Source organism: Chryseobacterium sp. S0630 (genome assembly GCF_024158915.1).
Lineage (GTDB): Bacteria > Bacteroidota > Bacteroidia > Flavobacteriales > Weeksellaceae > Chryseobacterium.
This window is the reverse complement of the sequence record NZ_JAMZGF010000005.1, coordinates 62953-81284: the sequence shown is the minus strand read 5'-3', so window position 1 is coordinate 81284 and position 18332 is coordinate 62953. Positions and strand designations below refer to the sequence as shown.

The following is an 18332-nucleotide window of genomic DNA, read 5'->3' as shown; positions in this document are numbered from 1 at the left end:
ACAGGATAATGTGAATATTAATAATACTATTTGTGGCAGATTCTTATTCATTACTAATTTATTTTAAATTCCTGTCCATTTTGTGGTTCCATATGCTGGGTTATCCCATTGTGATTCTTTTACTTGACGCGGCTCAACAATAAAATGTACAGGTCTGTTATCGCCTAAATTTAAATCGGATATTTCTTTAACAAAGTTTTTAACAGGTGTTGTATCTTTTCCAGAATTGAATGTGAAACAACCTACTGAAAAGCGTGGGCAATAATGATGCAGGGCAACTCCTCCTCTTGCCCCATCAGGTCCATTTATTCCATTTTCATCACCTGCAGATTTTGATTCAGAATCAATTACATAAACTAAATATTTTTGACTATCTAAACCTGGAACCAGGAAATATTCACCAGGAGGAATTTCATTATATTTTCCAAATCTTTTATCCGAATGTTTAAAGGTTTCATTAGAAGATTTGGAATAAGTTTGATGTGTATCTCTACTTAAGTATGTTGTATAGTCCGGGTTAGGTAGTTTATTTTCTCCTTTAAGTTTTTTGAATGTTGCTAGCGTAATATCTTTGTAAACTGTTGTCTTGTACATGATCCAATATATATTTTGTGCGGGATCTTTTTCACTTTTCTTATCGGTGCCGGACACTAAAATTACCGTCCCTTTTTCAGTGGCAATTGATTTGTTCTTGCCTAATGTACATTCATTTACTTTTAAATGAGACACACTTTTTTTAAAGAAATCAGTGGCCACATCCAGATTTTTTAAACCTACATTTATTTTTTTTCTAACGGGTCTTACATTTTTTACATCATTAACCATTAATGTGGAATTGCTCAATCCTTTACCTTTCCAATCTGCCAATGCACTGAGAACTGCATATTTGGGCTCTGTGGGCATGTCATAGTAAGTAATAAAATCGAATAGATCTACATCTTTTATGGTTTTCTCTTTTCTGTTTTCTTCAAATTCAAATTTATCAAAGTGCTTTCTCCTTTTTTCAGTGGATATTAATTCGTTATAGATTTTTGCGGGAACATATTCTTTAATCAAGCCCATTGCAGATTTGTAATTACCTTTGCCCGTTAATTGAATCAAGCCTTTTCCCCGGAAGTTAAAGCCATCTCCGCTGGCTTCATTTCCATTACCGTTTCCAAATCCGTTTTCTGCCGCATATAAAAAACTGAAGAGTTTTTTTTGATCGGGCCTTTCATTACAGAATTCTTCAATTTGTCCTCTTTTATCCAATAGTTTACCACGTTCCCCAAAAGTACCACCTCGGATATTTCTGGGAATATATTTTACATTTCCTTCAGCCATTTCTTTTTCTCTAAAATGGGTTTCTGCTGCAATTTGAGCTAGAAAATGAGCTTTTTTTGCACATGTATTTATTCCAAAATCTAATTTATATTTATTAATCCAATTAATACAATCCATTCTGAAAGTTTTGTCACTTTCTCCAAATATTTCTTTTATTTCATTCCAAGTAAAATCTTTTTCACACCTCGGGCACTTTCCTTCAGAACCTTGCTGATCTGGATCCTGCCCCACATTAGTGGCGGTCTCCGGGTTTTCCGGTGGAGGGTTGATTCCATTTCCTTTTACTGTAATGATTTGATTCAGAACCTGAACTGTTTGTGGACTGAAAGTGGAAATATTATTATGTTTAACTACCAAATAGTATTCATGTTCTCCTCCATCTATCATAAAAGATATTCCACTTCCCTGAGCTTTTTTCATCATCAATTCAGTAAGGACTATATTTTCATCATTTACTCCATTAGCATTAACTGCAATTTCTTTTTCATAAAGTAGTGTATTTTCGTCTTTGTTGTGGCCGCTTTCTGCTGTTGTATCTCGTTCCCAGACCTGCAAAAGCAGCTTTTCTTTAAACATATTCTGCGTTTTTATTTCTGCAACTATAGTCTGGCCATATTTGGGTTTTATTGTAATCTTTTTTTTATTGCTGTCAAGAAGTGTCAATGATATAATTTTAGGTAATCCTTTAGTAGGCTTTATGTAAATAATAGTATTACCTTTTTTTTCAGGAGAATTCAGATAACCCTCTACAAAGAATTCCTGTCCAAGAGCCTTTTCTTCAAAAGTAAAAGTCCCTGTTGCTCCTTTCTTTTTAATATTGGTAGAAGTGTAACTTCCATTATTTCTTTTTCTGAAGAGTTCCCAGGTGATATTATTTCCATTTCGTTGACTGGCAGGAGTTTCCTTATACCATTCTGTAACTGAATAGGATGCCGAAGCACCAATTTGTGGATTTGTGGGACCTGTTATTTTTGCTACACCTTTTTTTGACATTGCCTTATAATTTTAATGTGCATAACTATTTTCACTATCAATCTCTTCTTTCAGCTCATCAATGTTCACTACGGGATTATAAATATGCTGTTCCTGAGAATCAGCATTGGCAATCTGTGTTTTGCTGATTCCGTTTTGTTGCCCATGCTTCAGGACCGTAATTTTTCCGCCGGTAGTGCACATCAATTCAGAAATTTCTGTTAGACAACTTTTTCCCATTACCCTCACTTTTTCATAAGTTTTCTGCCATTTTCCTGCGGGAGCATAGGTACAAGGTAGATATCCTCCAGAACTCGGCTTTAGTTTACATTGACCGAAAGGTTGCACAGATGGATCAAATTGTAAATCATCTTCTGTTACAGCCAAATAATCATCTTGACCTTCTGCACTATTCCAGTAATGTTTTTGATGACTTGTCACTTTAAATCTTGGAAATTTGAACCCCTGATTACATTGGCATATACCTTTTTGAATAACAAAATATTTTCCAGTATGTTCATTCGAGTTTTTATTTTCCCGTTTAGTTTCAGTCTCCTTTTGATTTTTTGAAGAAGTATTCCCTAACCCTTCTTCAGATGAATCTTCGTTTGACTTTTCATTATCATCAGGATGAGTTGTAGTATTATTTTTCTGTGTATCAGAATTTTTATCTTCGTATGATTTGATGTTTTTATCATTGACTAAAAACTGTTGGTCTTCAGGAATACAAATTTTTTTTCCTGTTGTCAAATGTCCATGTATAATATCATTTTCCGGACATGAAAGATTATGAAAAGTTTTTAAATAGTTCTCATCTTTTATATTGAACTTTTGGGCAATATCGGCAAAAGTATCATTGTTCTTTGTGATATAAATTTTCATTTTTGTGTTTTTAGATTTAAGTGGTGTTTATAAAATAGTTCATTCCTATTACAAATACATATTGTGGCGCTTGCTTCCGCTAATTGTTTAGTAAATTTATTTGTGAAATAATGAATTTCTATACTGGTGTTTATACTATCTTCCTGTTTTTCATTTTCAAAACGAGATCCTTTTATTAATTCATGAAGACTGCAATTTTCTGCAATTATTCCTTTAATTACTGTTTCAACATATTCTATATTTTCATGAAAATATTCTGCATTAAAATCAAATTTCAAGGAAAAAGAATTGTGGTATATTTTGAAACGTTCTACCCAGCTTGATTTTCTGCTAAACCAATTTATATCAGGAAATAATACTTCATTTAATAAGGTAGAGCTTATCTGTTTTAGAAAATATTTTTCATTTGAGATATTTTCATAGAATAAATCAATATAAGCTTTTGAAGGCGCACCTGTAAAAAAATCTCTGATCGCTGTTTGATTATCTTTGAAATTTTGTACTAAAGTTTTATGACCGGCAAATGAAGATATTTTTCCATGTGGTGATATAATAAATGGAATAGGAGAGACTGTTTCCATACAAGCTAGCGCAAGGGAACTTACTTTGTCATCTGGTGTGCAGTTGTTTTTTTTGAAGTTTTTTTGTCTCGTTTTAGCAATAATCTGGGTTGTCTTCTGCTCTATTTCAATATTGACTTTATAATTAAATTCTAGTTGATCTTTATTTAATTCTTGTATATTCTCTGTGATATTATATTCACCAGCATGAAACAAGACTAAATCTTGGACACTAGGAAGTCTTTTTTGTAGTTGGTCCTCTTGTTCTTCTTTAGAAACATAGTCTATAGGTATCAAAATAAACTCGACTCCCCTCAGGCTTTCAAACCACAACTTATCCATCTTACCACAGTTCTGATTATGAAACTCCTTTAGATCGTGTTTGTTCATATTCATACGAAATGCAATAGAGCTGAGACTATCATTTGACTTGACTTTATATTTGATAAAATCTTTTTTCATCATCAGTTTTTTTTCAAATAATGTAAATCTATAAAATTTTAAAAAGATAAACTGTAGTAATTCTACGATAAGTGATAATTAAATTTTAAAGTGATTATATCAACAAAAAAACCTCCCATTAAATGGAAGGTTTTAATATCATTTATAATAAGGTCGTTTTATAATCCGAATATTCTTGCAAATAGATCCGGGAAAACTCCAAGAATGATAATCAAAGCAATAACAACCACTGCAATGATGTTGTAAGTAAGGGTTACTTTTTCTGATGATTTGAATGTTGATTCTTTAAAGAAGAACATCGCAATGATCAGTCTTAAATAGTAAGCAATAGATAGGGCAGAACCTAACACGGCTACTAATACTAAGAAAGCTGCACCGTTCATAGCCTGGGAGAATAAAGCAAATTTCCCCATGAAACCAGCTGTTAACGGAACTCCTGCCATTGAAAGCATAGAGATCGTTGCTGCTGTTGCTAATAAAGGTTCAGTCTTCGCCAATCCTTTGAAGGCTCCGAAAGAAGTTTCTCTCTTTAATTTCTCTACCCAGATCAGACACATGAAAACACCTACTGTAGATAAAGAATAAGCAAATAAATAAAATGCCAGGTTATACGTAGAAAGGCTTGTCATTCCGAAGAATACCAATCCGATATATCCTGCGTGAGATACTGAAGAGTATGCCAACATTCTTTTTGCATTCGTCTGAGCAAGACCCATAACGTTTGCCAAAAGTAATGTAATGATTAAGAATACTCCTAAAACATTAATCCATTCGTGAGTTACTCCTGCGAAACCAAGCGTCATCAATCTGAACAGAGCAAAGAATCCTGAGATCTTTACTACACTTGCCATGAAAGCTGTGATTAATGAAGGAGAACCTGCATATACATCAGGACTCCACATGTGGAAAGGTGCTAAAGCTACCTTAAATGCCAATGCACAAAGAATTAGTAATACTCCTAAGATGAACATTACATTCCCTGAATTAGCTACCCCGAAATCGTGGATTTTGTATAAATCAAAACTTCCTGCACTTCCGTAGATGAACGCAATACCGAACAGTAAGAAACCTGTTGCGAATGCACCCATAAGGAAATATTTAATAGAAGCTTCGTTGGATCTAAGATCAGTTTTATTAGCTCCAGCCATTACATATAATGGAATAGAAAGGATCTCAACTCCTAAGAACATCGTTACCAGATTCTGGTATCCGAAAAGGATGATTCCTCCACATAATGCGAATAGCATCAATGCATATAATTCTGACTGGTGGCTTCTGTGGTTGCTGAAAGCAAAACCTCCCAGGAAGAATAACAATAAAGTTGTTACGATTGATATTTTAGTGAATAATGCGGTATTGTCACTGTACTCGTACATATGCTTGTAATGGTCGAAGAACGAACATTCCGGCATAAAACTTACATACAATGCAATGATTAATCCCAAAATCCCAATGTATCTTGCGAATTTTCCTTGTTCAAAAACTCCTGAAAATAACGCAATAACTGCCGTTAGGAAAACAATAATTAAAACACTCATTTCTTAAAATATCAAATTAACTTACCATTGATTGGTAGATAAACTTCACCGAACTACTCACCATGTCGATTACCGGTTGTGGGAAAATACCTAGTAAAATCACAAAAACCGCTAAACTTGCCAATACAGAAAATTCTACACCTGATAAATCTTTTGCTGTACTTAAAACGGCTTCATCTCCTTCTCCAAACATCGCTTTTCCGTAGAATCTCAATAAATACACTGCACAAAGAATTACCGTAAGACCAGCAATTACTGCCGCTGTTCCGTTAAAATCATAAACTGATTTCAACAAAATAAATTCCCCGATGAATCCATTGGTTAATGGAACTCCCATTGAACCTAATATAATGATCAGAAACAATACAGCAAACTTAGGCGCTACTTTAGCTAAACCACCCATTTGTCTGATGTCTCTTGATTTAAATCTCTTATATAAAATATCACAACAGTAGAATAAACCTACTACGTTGATACCGTGAGCAAATGTCTGTACCAAAGCTCCTTCAGCTCCTTCTACATTGAAAGTTCCTCTTAAAGTAACTACTGCAGAAGCAAAGATACCTGCTACCATCAATCCTACGTGAGAGAAAGAAGAATACGCAATGATTCTCTTCATATCCGTTTGGATAATAGCGATCAACGCACCGTGAACAATTCCTACAATAGCAAGAATAATTACGATCTGTCCGGAAATTCCAGCTATAGGAAGTGGAGTGATTGGAAGTAAATAACGCATTACACCGTATACTGCCATCTTCAGCATGATCCCTGATAATAACATGGATCCCTGAGTAGGAGAGTAGGTATACGTGTCAGGCTGCCAAGTATGGAAAGGGAATACCGGTAATTTCACTGCAAAAGCAAAGAAAATAAACCAGAATACCACAGTCTGCTGTACTTCATTCAGCTGAGCATTATATAAATCTGTTAAAGCGAATGATGCAGAGTGGTTGTACACATAGATCAATCCGGCTAACATAAATAATGATCCAACGAATGTATATACGAAGAATTTCGTAGTGAACTCGAACCTTTTATTCTCTTGTCCCCAAAGTCCGGCAATGAACCAAATTGGAATCAAAGTTACTTCCCAGAAAATGTAGAATAACAATCCGTCTAAAGAAGTGAACACTCCTACAAGACCGAACTGCATCAACAGAATCAGTCCGTAGAATGTATTTCTGTAGTTTACATTTTCATTGAAAGATGATAAAATAATGATTGGAGCCAGAATGTTGGTCAATAATAAAAGAAGCATGCTCATCCCATCGATACCGAAGTGAAGAGAGCTCTTCATAAATTGTGACCATGGATAATTGATCTCGTGCTGCAATACGCTGTCTACTGTCGGAGTAAAATCAAAATCCGATAATATATAGAACGTAAGGAGCATTTGTACCAATGCAATTCCAAGCGCCAAATATTTGCTGGAATTATTCTTCCAGGCAAAAACTAATCCCGAACCTACTAGAGGTAATAGTAATAATGTTAATAACAAACAAGACATTATTATTGTAATAAAAAGTTAACAATTAATATAATTCCCACAGCTAAAGACATGATAAGGATATATGTCTCTACATTTCCGTTCTGTACACGCTTCATAGCTTTTCCGCTGTCTTCAGCACCATCACCTACAAAGTTTACAAAACGGTCTAAGATACCCTTATCAAACATTTTTCCTCCGCGTCCTAATCCTTCAACAGTTTTTACAATCAATGCGTTGTAAAGTTCGTCAACGTATAATTTCTTAGCAGAAAGCTTTTCCCATCCGGTATAGTTTTCCTCTGCAACAGCCATCTTTTTCTTACTTACATAAGTATTTCTAACGATGAACCATACAGTGAAGAACATTAATACTGTAGCTGCTAATAAGATCATTTCAGTATTGAAAGGTACTCCTGAAAGAGTAGCTTCCATCTGGCTGTAGCTTTGTTCCGTAAGAACTGGCTTTAACCATTCCATCAGTTTAGCATAATGGCCGTGACCGATGAAGTGTGGCAGGTTGATAAAACCTCCGATTACAGAAAGAATAGCCAATACGATCAATGGTAATGTCATATTAGAAGGGCTTTCATGTAAGTGGTGTTTTTGTTCTTCTGTACCTCTGAATTCTCCGTGGAATGTCAGGTAGTATAGTCTGAACATATAAGTTGCAGTCATTGCCGCTAAAACAAATAAGATTACCCAGTAAACAGGGTTTTTAGCGAAAGCTGCTACTAAAATTTCGTCTTTAGAGATCATCCCTGATAGTAAAGGGAAACCTGAGATGGCTAATGTTCCGATAAGGAATGTAGCGTGGGTAAGAGGAATATATTTTTTAAGACCTCCCATGAAACGCATATCCTGCTCGTTGCTCATAGCGTGGATTACAGAACCTGCACCCAAGAATAATAAAGCTTTGAAGAAAGCGTGCGTCATTACGTGGAACATTGCTGTTGTATATGCTCCAAGACCTAAAGCGATGAACATAAATCCAAGCTGTGAAACTGTAGAGTATGCCAATACTTTTTTGATGTCGTTCTGACGTAGTGCATAAAATCCTGCCAAAGCAGCCGTTAAGAATCCGATGAATAAAATTCCTCCCTGTACTGTAGGTGCTAAAGTAAATAAGAAGTTGGATCTTACCACTAAGTAGATACCTGCCGTTACCATCGTTGCCGCGTGGATCAACGCTGATACAGGAGTTGGTCCCGCCATCGCATCCGGTAACCATGTATATAATGGAACCTGAGCAGATTTACCGGTAGCACCGATGAATAAACTCGCTGTGATAAAGATAATCACTGTTCCGTCTAATTCAAATTTTGAAGCGTTTTCTGCTACAGAAAGATAATCTACAGCATTAGTCTGAGAAGCGATCATGAAAATACCGATCAATAACGCAAGGTCACCAATTCTGTTCATGATGAAAGCTTTTCTTGCTGCTTTACCGTATTCTTCGTTAGTATACCAGAATCCGATTAACAGGTAAGAACAAAGACCTACACCTTCCCATCCGATAAACAGGATAAGGTAGTTGCTTCCCATTACTAAAAGTAACATCGAGAAGATGAAAAGATTCAGGTAAGTAAAAAACTTATAGAATCCTTTATCATGACTCATATATCCGATAGAGTATAAGTGGATCAGTGAACCGATACCCGTAATGATCATCACCATCATTAAAGAAAGCTGATCAATCTGGAATCCAAAATTGATTTGAACTCCGTTTACTCTAAACCATTCAAAAGCTTTTACAATAACAGGCTGGCTTTCAGAATTGAAATTCATGAAAATACTTACAGCAATACAGAAAGATCCGAAAACCATAGCTGTAGCCAAAGATCCTACCAATATTTTTGGAAGATTTTTCCCGAATAGCCCGTTAATAAGAAACCCTAAAAGTGGTAAAAGTACTATTGCATATACTAGATTCTCCATTCTTATCCTCTTAATTTATTAAATATACTCACATCTACAGAACGGGTGTTTCTATATAGCATCGCAATAATTGCCAGACCTACTGCTACTTCAGCAGCAGCTACCACCATAATGAAGAAAACTAAAAGCTGTCCGTCGCCGTTGCCTTTATACGCTGAAAAAGCTGCCAATAAAAGGTTTACAGAATTCAGCATAAGCTCTACACAGCCCAGAATCACAATAGCATTTTTTCTAAGCAATACTCCCATTACTCCCAAACAGAACAATACTGATGAAAGAATGATGAAGTAGTCCAAAGGGATGCTTTGTATAAATGTATTTACTTCTCCCATAATTTTATAAATCTTTTTTACCGATTAATACCGCGCCTACAATACCTGCCAGAATTAGGATGGAAGCAAGCTCAAACGGTAAAACATATTCATTAAACAAAAGTCTACCCAGATTTTTGGTAAGACCTACACCTCTGTCTACATTTTCAACAACAATGTGATTGTCTTTTACTCCTCTGAAAACTCCTAATACACCTACCAAAAGAAGACCTGCTGTAAAAACTCCAACAAATTTTAAAGTATTGTTCTTTTTACTTTCGTCTTGCTTATTAAGGTTAAGCATCATTAAGATATAAAGGAAAAGTACCATGATAGCACCTGCGTACACTATAATCTGGATGATTGCCAGGAACTGTGCATTGAGAAGAATGTACATTCCGGCAATTGAAAACATCGTAACAATTAATGACAAAATAGCATAAAGAGGATTTCTTGCAAATACAAAGTAAACAGCACTTGCCACTGCTAAAAACGCCACCAAGAAAAATAAAAACTGATCCATTATTTTACCGCATTTTTTTGTTTCTCGGATTGTCTTGTCGTGATATCAATCCTTTCATTTATTTTTTCAACTAATTTATCTTTTCCGTAAATGAAAGAACCTCTGTTGGTTTCTACGTCTACCAATCTGTCGGTAAGATAGATGGCAGATTTAGGACAAGCTTCTTCACACATACCACAGAAAATACATCTTAGCATATTGATTTCATATACTGAAGCGTATTTCTCTTCTCTGTAAAGACCTCTTTCCTCTTTAGTTCTTTCAGCAGCAGTCATCGTAATGGCTTCTGCAGGACAAGCTACCGCACAAAGTCCACAAGCTGTACATCTTTCTCTGCCTTCTTCGTCTCTTTTCAAAACGTGCTGACCTCTCCAGATGGTGGTTCTTGGTTTCTGTACTTCCGGATACGAATATACTGCGGGAGCACCCTTTATCACGGTTCTTACAGCATGCTTAAATGTAATCCCCATCCCTGTAAAGATGGCAGGAAGGTAGATTTTTTCAGCAAGGGTCATTTCTTTATTGGAAACAACTTTTGATCTGTTTGTAAGTTTCATTTAATTATAGATATTAGATGTTAGACATTAGATTTTAGACTAATCTTGTCTGTTATCTTAATTATTTAATATTGATGATTGAATATGATACGCTAAAGATAAAACTTTGATTTCATTATCAAATTTTCAAATCAGCTCATTTTCAAATTTCTTAGTTTGCAAATGCTAAAATTACAGCTCCTGTAATTAATAGGTTTACCAATGCCATTGGGATTAATGTTTTCCATCCTAAGTGCATTAACTGGTCATATCTGAATCTTGGAAGTGTCCATCTGATCCACATGAAGATCAGAATTCCGATTACTGTTTTTGTAAGGAATGCTACAACGCTCAAGATTCCTGCAGCATTTTCTCCCCAGTTCTGAGTTACCCATTCAATACCAGGATAGTTATACCCTCCGAAGAAAAGAACAACCATAAAAGCATTGGAAATAAACATGTTCACATATTCTCCGAACATATATAACCCTAACTTCATGGAAGAGTATTCTGTAGAGTATCCTGTTACCAATTCAGATTCACACTCAGGTAAATCGAACGGGTGTCTGTTGGTTTCTGCCAAAGCAGCGACAAAGAAAACAAGGAATGCAATCGGCTGGTAGAAAATGTTCCAGTTCAATCCTGAAACCCAAGGAATAACTCCCCATAATTTTCCGGTAGTCTGACTTTCAGTGATTTCTTTTAAATCCAAACTTCCAGACATCATGATGATAGAAAGAAGTGCTAATCCCATCGCCAATTCATAAGAAATCATCTGAGAAGAAGCACGGATAGCACCTAATAATGAGTATTTGTTGTTCGAAGCCCAACCTCCGATCATAATTCCGTAAACCCCAATGGAAGCCATACCGATGATGAAAAGTACACCAACATCGATGTTTGCTACCTGAAGATCAAAAGAAGTACCTGCAATATTTAAACTTTTACCCCAAGGAATCACAGCTCCTGTAATCAATGAAATAAACATTACCAAAGCTGGCCCTAATACGAAAAGGAATCTTTCTGCATTGGCTGGCGTAAAGTCTTCTTTAAAGAAGAATTTTCCACCGTCAGCAAGAGGCTGCAGTAATCCGAAAGGTCCGGCTCTGTTGGGACCAATTCTATCCTGCATGATAGAGGCTACTTTTCTTTCTGCCCAGGTAGAGTAGGCTGCAATCGTAAGTGATAGCAGGAAAAGTGCTAGTACAAGTATAAGTTTAAATGTAAGTAAATCCATTTTTATTTTTATAGATGTTAAAGGTTAGAAGATGGGAGCTGGAAGATGGAAATTATAGCAATCACACCAACAGAGACTCTCATTTTCAAATTACCTCATTTTCAAATTTTATTTTTCGTCTTTTTCACTGATTTCTTTAGCCATCGGATTGTCTAAAACTCTTAGCTCATCTTTAGGCTTTTCGTAGTGGTTCAATGAAATTACAGAATGTCTGTCGATATGTCTAGGACCTTCGATGTTCCAGTCTGATAAGGCTTTTCTTTCGAAACGACATGTATCGCAGATGAATTCTTCTACTTCACCCCACTGGTCTTTTCTTGCCGTAACTCTTACAATTTCGTCTCCTTTAAACCATACAACAGCTTTTCCAGAACACTTATCACATTTACAAGTTGCGTTCATCGGTTTTGTAAACCAAACTCTGCTTGCAAAACGTGCTGTTCTGTCTGTTAATGCTCCTACAGGGCAAACGTCGATAACGTTTCCAATGAAGTCATTGTCTAAGGCTTTATTTAAATACGTTGAAATTTCAGCGTGATCTCCTCTGAAAAGGATACCGTGTTCTCTTGTTTCTGTAAGCTGGTTAGCTGTCAGTACGCATCTTGCGCAAAGAATACAACGGTTCATATTTAATTTGATGTTCGGTCCAAGATCATCAGCTTCGTAAGTATTTCTTTCGAATTCTGTTCTTGTGTTTTCTACACCATGCTCATATCCTAAGTCCTGAAGATGACATTCTCCTGCCTGGTCGCAGATAGGGCAGTCCAGCGGGTGGTTTACCAATAAGAATTCGGTAACCGCTTTTCTTCCTTCCTGAGCTTTCTCAGAAGTAAGATTTTTTACTTCCATCCCGTCCATTACATTAGTTCTGCAGCTTGCTACTAATTTTGGCATAGGACGTGGGTCTGCTTCAGATCCTTTAGAAACTTCTACCAGACAAGTTCTACATCTTCCTCCACTGGTTTCCAACTTGCTGTAGTAGCACATTGCAGGAGGTACAGATTTACCACCGATTTGTCTTGCAGCTTCCAGAATAGAAGTACCAGGCAAAACTTCAGTAGTCTGTCCGTCTATAGTTATTTTGAATTTTTTAACTTCTTCGCTCATATGATATGCTTTAAGCTTTATGCGTTAAGCAATAGGCTTTGTTATTTATATTTCTTTGTATTAAATGTATATCCAATTCCTCCCAGAACCTGTCCGAAAACAAAATCCTGACGTGCTTTGTCCGGCTTATTATTCAACGTGGTTTTGATGTCCCACATATTGATATATCCTGCTTTTCCTTCTAATCTCAGCATCCAGTTTTTCCAGAATACTAAGTTAAGACTGGATCTGATATCGGTTCCCATTCCTGCAACGTGAAAACGGTCACTTCTTTCATTTCCAAAAAGTTTTACGTTACTTTTCGGAAACATAAACCCGATTCCGGCTCCATAAGACCATACTAAATCTATATTCTTCTTATGAACAAGATTTTTGTATTTTTCAAGACCTAAGTTTTCATAATTAAGTCCGTCTGTATGTTCAAAAGTAAGGAACTTCTCATCTGCAAGATTTACCTGCCCGTTTTGAACCATTGCTGCATATTCAGGATCTGAAATATGTCCTTTGAAACCTACAGTCTGGTTTTGATCCATTACATATTTCATATGGTCTATCCCAAGTACCAAAGCTAAATTGTCTTTAATGAAATATCCTATTCTGAAATTATACTGTGTTACAGTAAACCAGCTTGGATCAAAATAGACAATTCCAAATTTTGTAGGTCGGTCCTGTGCGGTTACATTATTCAATTGAAAATCGTATCCGTTTCCTGTAAAATGGATGTCAGAATTGCTATAAGCTGCTCTGTTCCAACCATAAAATACGAAAACCTGACCTTTTTTGCTTAATGGTAAAGGTTTTTCCTTTTTTTCAGCTTTAATCTGCTCTTTCTCACTCACTAAATATGACAAATCCTCTTCAACGGATCTGTTATAATTTGCAGTATCACTCTTCTTGTTCTGTGCAAATACAAGATTCGACATCATTAAGCCGACAACCAATAATTTTTTCATCTTACCTACGCATTCTTTTCAACAGCCGGGATAGGATCTGCATAATGTGCCAATCCATAGTTTTGTGTCTGAGACAATTCTGGGTTTTTCACGTGCCACTCAAATTCATCTCTGAAGTGACGGATCGCTGCTGCAACCGGCCAAGCTGCGGCATCACCCAATGGACAAATCGTATTTCCTTCGATTTTTCTCTGGATATCCCAAAGTAGATCGATATCTTCCATTTTTCCTTCTCCTTTCTCGATTTTCTTTAAAATCTTGTACATCCATCCCGTTCCTTCACGGCAAGGAGTACATTGTCCACAGCTTTCGTGGTTGTAGAATCTTGCCAATGTCATGGTGTGATCTACAATACACTGGTCTTCATCCAAAACGATGAAACCTCCTGAACCCATCATCGTTCCGGTAGCAAAACCACCATCTGCCAATGATTCATAGTTCATATATCTTGGCTCTCCGTTCACGGTTCTCAGCAATAAATTAGCCGGAACAATCGGAACAGAACTTCCTCCAGGAATACAAGCCTTTAATTTTTTACCATCTTTAATACCACCGCAATATTCATCAGAATAGATGAATTCTTCCACCGTGATTGTCATATCGATTTCGTATACACCTGGTTTGTTGATGTTTCCACAAGCAGAAATCAATTTCGTTCCTGTAGATCTTCCAACACCAATTTTAGCGTATTCAGCACCTGTAATATCAATGATCGGAACAATTGCAGCAATAGATTCAACGTTGTTTACCACCGTTGGTCTCTCCCAAAGACCTTTTACAGCCGGGAATGGCGGTTTTAATCTTGGATTACCTCTTTTTCCTTCAAGGGATTCAAGCAATGCAGTTTCTTCACCGCAGATATATGCTCCACCACCTCTCTGTACATAGATTTCAAGATCGAAACCAGTTCCTAAAATATTTTTACCTAAAAATCCTGCTGCTTTAGCTTCTTCAATAGCTTCCTCAAGGATATCCGGAATCCATGAATATTCTCCACGGATGTAGATATAAGAAGTATTGGAACCTAAACAGTAAGAAGAAATTAGCATTCCCTCTATCAATAAATGAGGAAGGAACTCCATCAGATATCTGTCCTTGAATGTTCCAGGTTCAGATTCATCCGCATTCACAACAAGGTGTCTTGGAACACCTTCAGGCTTAGCCAAAAAGCTCCATTTCATTCCTGTTGGGAATCCAGCTCCACCACGACCTCGTAGTCCTGAAGCTTTTACTTCTTCAAGAATTTCGTCAGGAGTCATTTTCAAGGCTTTTTCTGCTGCAGTGTAACCTCCCTGTTTACGGTAAGTCTCAAAGTAGCGAATACCTTCTATATGTGCGTCTTTAAGTAAAAGTTTTTTACTCATTGTTATTTGCTTATTGCAATCGGCTTTTGGCTTCTTGCATTAATTATGATTAAACGTTAAGTGAATAATTTAAAATCTAAAATTTAGAATTTAAAATTTCTATTAGTCTAAAGCAACTTGTCCCTGTCTGCAAAGATCAAGGATTTCATCTACTTTTTCTATCGTTAAATTTTCATGAAAGAATTTTCCAAGCTGCAGCATTGGTGCATATCCGCATGCTCCAAGACATTCAGCAGGCTTTAAGGTGAACATACCGTCTTCAGTAGTCTCTCCGTCCTTAATATTCAGTTTTGTTCTGATATGATCCAGAATTTTTTCGCTTCCACAAACCATACAAGGTCCTGTTCTGCAAACTTCCAAAACATATTTACCTACCGGCTTCATATTGAACATGGTATAGAAAGTTGCCACTTCATATACTTCGATCGGTTGGATACTTAATAGTCCGGCAACATAATCCATCACAGGAACATCTAACCATCCTCCGAATTCTTTCTGTGCCAAGTGAAGTACGGGAAGAAGAGCAGATTTCTGTCTTCCTTCAGGATATCTTGCGATAATTTTGTGTACCTGTGCTAAACTTTCCGGTTTAAAAGCTATTGTTTCGCTCATTTTTTATCTAAGATTAAAGAACATAGAAAAAGAGAGAATAGACTCTGAAATTCGTGTTCTAAATTCAATTTATATTTAAATATGAAGAAAGTCTTTTATCTTTCCTCTTTTATCTTATAATTATGCGTCTAATTCTCCCGCAATAATATTCATACTACACATCGTTACAATGGCATCTGAAATTACAGAACCTGTAATCATTTCAGGGTAGGCCTGATAGTAGATGAAGCATGGTCTTCTGAAGTGAAGTCTGTAAGGGCTTCTTCCTCCGTCACTCACAAGATAGAAACCTAATTCTCCGTTTCCACCTTCTACAGCATGGTAAACTTCTCCTTTCGGTACATCAGTTTCTCCCATTACAATTTTGAAATGGTAGATCAATGCTTCCATTTTCTGATATACATCTGCCTTTTCAGGAAGATAGAAATCAGGAACATCCGCATGGAATGGTCCTTCCGGAAGATTTTCGTATGCTTGTTTGATAATTTTGATTGATTCCCAGATTTCCTGTTGACGAACCATGAAACGGTCGTAAGTATCTCCTGAAGTTCCTACAGGAATAATGAAGTCGAAATCTTCGTATGAGGAATAAGGCTGTGCAACTCTTACATCATAATCTACACCTGCTGCACGTAAGTTTGGACCTGTAAAACCATAGCTTAAAGCTCTCTCGGCAGAAATAGCTCCTGTACCGATGGTTCTGTCCATGAAAATTCTGTTTCTTTCTAATAGAGTACAGAATTCTTTGAATCTTGGTGGGAAAGTTTTTAAGAAGTCTTTCAACAACTCATGAAACTTAGGTGTGAAATCTCTTTCAAAACCTCCGATTCTTCCCATATTGGTTGTCATTCTGGCTCCGCAGATCTGCTCATACATATCATAAATACGTTCTCTCTCGATGAACATATAAGTAAGACCTGTAATCGCTCCTGAGTCCATTCCGGTTACCCCGTTACAGATCAGGTGGTCACCGATTCTGGCTAGCTCCATCAAGATAACACGCATATAGTCTACACGTTTTGGAACTTCCACGCCAATCAGCTTCTCTACTGTCATGTGCCAACCTAAGTTATTGATGGGTGCAGAACAGTAATTCATACGGTCTGTAAGGGTAGTGATCTGAGAATAGTTTCTTCTTTCAGAAATTTTCTCAAATGCTCTGTGGATATATCCTACTGTTTGCTCTGCGTGAAGGATTCTTTCTCCGTCCATCGTTAAGATATTCTGGAAAATCCCGTGCGTAGCAGGGTGGGTAGGTCCTAGATTCAGGGTATATAATTGTCCGTCAATCTGTTCCTTACTTTCGTACTGGTTTAGTATATTAGATAATGAGTTATCTTTCATAATGATTGCTTTTAGCTATTTGCTTCTGGCTATTGGCTAGCTGCCATTGGCCATTCGCTTTTTTATCTTCCGAACATGCTATCGTTCTTGTCGGTTCTTGTACCGTCTTCAAGGCGATATTCCTTCAACATTGGGTGGTATCCAAGATCTTCCATATTTAAAATAGGTCTAAGATCCGGGTGTCCTTTAAATTTAATCCCATAGAAATCATACGTTTCTCTTTCCATCCAGTTGGCTCCTGCATAGAGCTCTACAAGAGAGTCTACTTCAATATTTTCTCTGGACATAAAGATTTTCAGACGTAATCTGAAATTGGCCATCATATTATGCAAATGGTAAACAACACCAATTTCCTTTTCAGGGAATTCAGGATAATGAATACCACAGATATCCGTAAGGAAATTAAATTCCAGTGATGAATCTTTCAGATAGTGAATGATTTTCTTAATATCTTCTTTCTTCACTTCAATAGTCAGCATTCCATACGGTTCTGAGCTTGAAATGACAGATTCCGGAAATTCTCTTGTGATGGCTTCTAATACAAATTCGTTTGTCATTTCCGTTTAGTTGCTTATGTTGTAAGAATCTAATAATTTCTGATATTCAGGCATATCTCTTCTTCTGATGCTTTCGCTTTCTGCAAGAGCCTGTACCTGCATTACGCCTTCAATGATCTGTTCAGGTCTTGGAGGACATCCAGGAACGTAAACGTCTACCGGAATAATTTTATCAATTCCCTGAAGTACAGAATACGTATCAAAAATACCACCGCTGGAAGCACAAGCTCCAACTGCTACCACCCATTTCGGCTCAGCCATCTGAGTGTAAACTTCTTTTAGGACTGGTCCTAATTTCTTTGATATAGTTCCGCAAACCATCAGCATATCTGCTTGTCTTGGAGAGAAAGAGTTTCTTTCCATACCAAATCTTGAAGCATCATAAGTCGGGTTCAGGGTAGCCATAAACTCGATACCACAACAAGAGGTTGCAAAGGGTAACGGCCAAAGTGAAAACTTTCTTGCCATCCCGATTACACTGCTCAGTTTTGTTGCGAAAAACCCTTCTCCTTCATAGCCTTCGGGAGCAGGTGCATCTGTTCTTATTACTGGTTTTTTATCTGACATTTTCTTTTGTTGATATTTAAAGATTAAAGTGTTTATAAAATTTAATCATCTCTGTTTT

General features: G+C 36.6%; 17 protein-coding genes. All 17 read right to left on the bottom strand.

What is annotated here, in order from left to right; all coding sequences use genetic code 11:
* Positions 1-63: 63 nt before the first annotated feature.
* Positions 64-2316: a hypothetical protein gene (locus NK356_RS03660; protein WP_253316268.1), complete on the bottom strand. Its 2253-nt coding sequence runs from the start codon at positions 2314-2316 to the stop codon at positions 64-66.
* Between the two features lie 12 nt (positions 2317-2328).
* Positions 2329-3177: a DUF4280 domain-containing protein gene (locus NK356_RS03655; RefSeq protein WP_253316267.1), complete on the bottom strand. Its 849-nt coding sequence runs from the start codon at positions 3175-3177 to the stop codon at positions 2329-2331.
* Positions 3174-4202, bottom strand: coding sequence for a LysM peptidoglycan-binding domain-containing protein (locus tag NK356_RS03650; protein WP_253316266.1), 1029 nt, complete (start codon positions 4200-4202; stop codon positions 3174-3176). The genes NK356_RS03655 and NK356_RS03650 overlap by 4 nt, the downstream gene beginning before the upstream one ends.
* 155 nt (positions 4203-4357) lie before the next feature.
* The gene (locus tag NK356_RS03645; RefSeq protein WP_253316265.1) at positions 4358-5737 is read right to left on the bottom strand and encodes an NADH-quinone oxidoreductase subunit N; all 1380 of its coding nucleotides are present in this window, start codon (positions 5735-5737) and stop codon (positions 4358-4360) included.
* Positions 5738-5753: 16 nt separating this feature from the next.
* Positions 5754-7247, bottom strand: coding sequence for a NuoM family protein (locus NK356_RS03640; RefSeq protein WP_142018570.1), 1494 nt, complete (start codon positions 7245-7247; stop codon positions 5754-5756).
* Positions 7248-7249: 2 nt separating this feature from the next.
* Positions 7250-9163: an NADH-quinone oxidoreductase subunit L gene (nuoL, locus tag NK356_RS03635; protein WP_034693414.1), complete on the bottom strand. Its 1914-nt coding sequence runs from the start codon at positions 9161-9163 to the stop codon at positions 7250-7252.
* 2 nt (positions 9164-9165) lie between these two features.
* Positions 9166-9495, bottom strand: a complete 330-nt coding sequence (gene nuoK, locus NK356_RS03630) for an NADH-quinone oxidoreductase subunit NuoK (RefSeq protein WP_002983557.1) — start codon at positions 9493-9495, stop codon at positions 9166-9168.
* A 4-nt stretch (positions 9496-9499) separates the two neighbouring features.
* Positions 9500-9997, bottom strand: coding sequence for an NADH-quinone oxidoreductase subunit J (locus tag NK356_RS03625; RefSeq protein ID WP_034693417.1), 498 nt, complete (start codon positions 9995-9997; stop codon positions 9500-9502).
* Positions 9997-10554, bottom strand: coding sequence for an NADH-quinone oxidoreductase subunit I (locus NK356_RS03620; RefSeq protein WP_034693420.1), 558 nt, complete (start codon positions 10552-10554; stop codon positions 9997-9999). Before NK356_RS03620 ends, NK356_RS03625 begins: the two co-directional genes overlap by 1 nt.
* A gap of 151 nt (positions 10555-10705) precedes the next feature.
* The gene (gene nuoH, locus NK356_RS03615; RefSeq protein ID WP_034693422.1) at positions 10706-11770 is read right to left on the bottom strand and encodes an NADH-quinone oxidoreductase subunit NuoH; all 1065 of its coding nucleotides are present in this window, start codon (positions 11768-11770) and stop codon (positions 10706-10708) included.
* A gap of 108 nt (positions 11771-11878) precedes the next feature.
* A complete protein-coding gene (locus NK356_RS03610; RefSeq protein WP_034693425.1) occupies positions 11879-12877 on the bottom strand; it encodes a 2Fe-2S iron-sulfur cluster-binding protein in 999 nt (332 codons plus the stop codon).
* Positions 12878-12918: 41 nt separating this feature from the next.
* Positions 12919-13830 (bottom strand): hypothetical protein, encoded by a 912-nt coding sequence (locus NK356_RS03605; RefSeq protein WP_253316264.1) that lies wholly within the window; start codon positions 13828-13830, stop codon positions 12919-12921.
* Between the two features lie 5 nt (positions 13831-13835).
* Entirely contained in the window at positions 13836-15194 is a 1359-nt protein-coding gene (gene nuoF / locus NK356_RS03600) for an NADH-quinone oxidoreductase subunit NuoF (protein ID WP_034693428.1), read from the bottom strand.
* A 102-nt stretch (positions 15195-15296) separates the two neighbouring features.
* Entirely contained in the window at positions 15297-15806 is a 510-nt protein-coding gene (gene nuoE / locus NK356_RS03595; RefSeq protein WP_034693429.1) for an NAD(P)H-dependent oxidoreductase subunit E, read from the bottom strand.
* Positions 15807-15926: 120 nt separating this feature from the next.
* Complete coding sequence (nuoD, locus tag NK356_RS03590) at positions 15927-17150, bottom strand: NADH dehydrogenase (quinone) subunit D (protein ID WP_034693431.1); 1224 nt, start codon at positions 17148-17150, stop codon at positions 15927-15929.
* 62 nt (positions 17151-17212) lie between these two features.
* Entirely contained in the window at positions 17213-17707 is a 495-nt protein-coding gene (locus NK356_RS03585) for an NADH-quinone oxidoreductase subunit C (RefSeq protein ID WP_034693433.1), read from the bottom strand.
* Between the two features lie 6 nt (positions 17708-17713).
* A complete protein-coding gene (locus NK356_RS03580; RefSeq protein WP_002983540.1) occupies positions 17714-18274 on the bottom strand; it encodes an NADH-quinone oxidoreductase subunit B in 561 nt (186 codons plus the stop codon).
* Between the last annotated feature and the right edge of the window lie 58 nt (positions 18275-18332).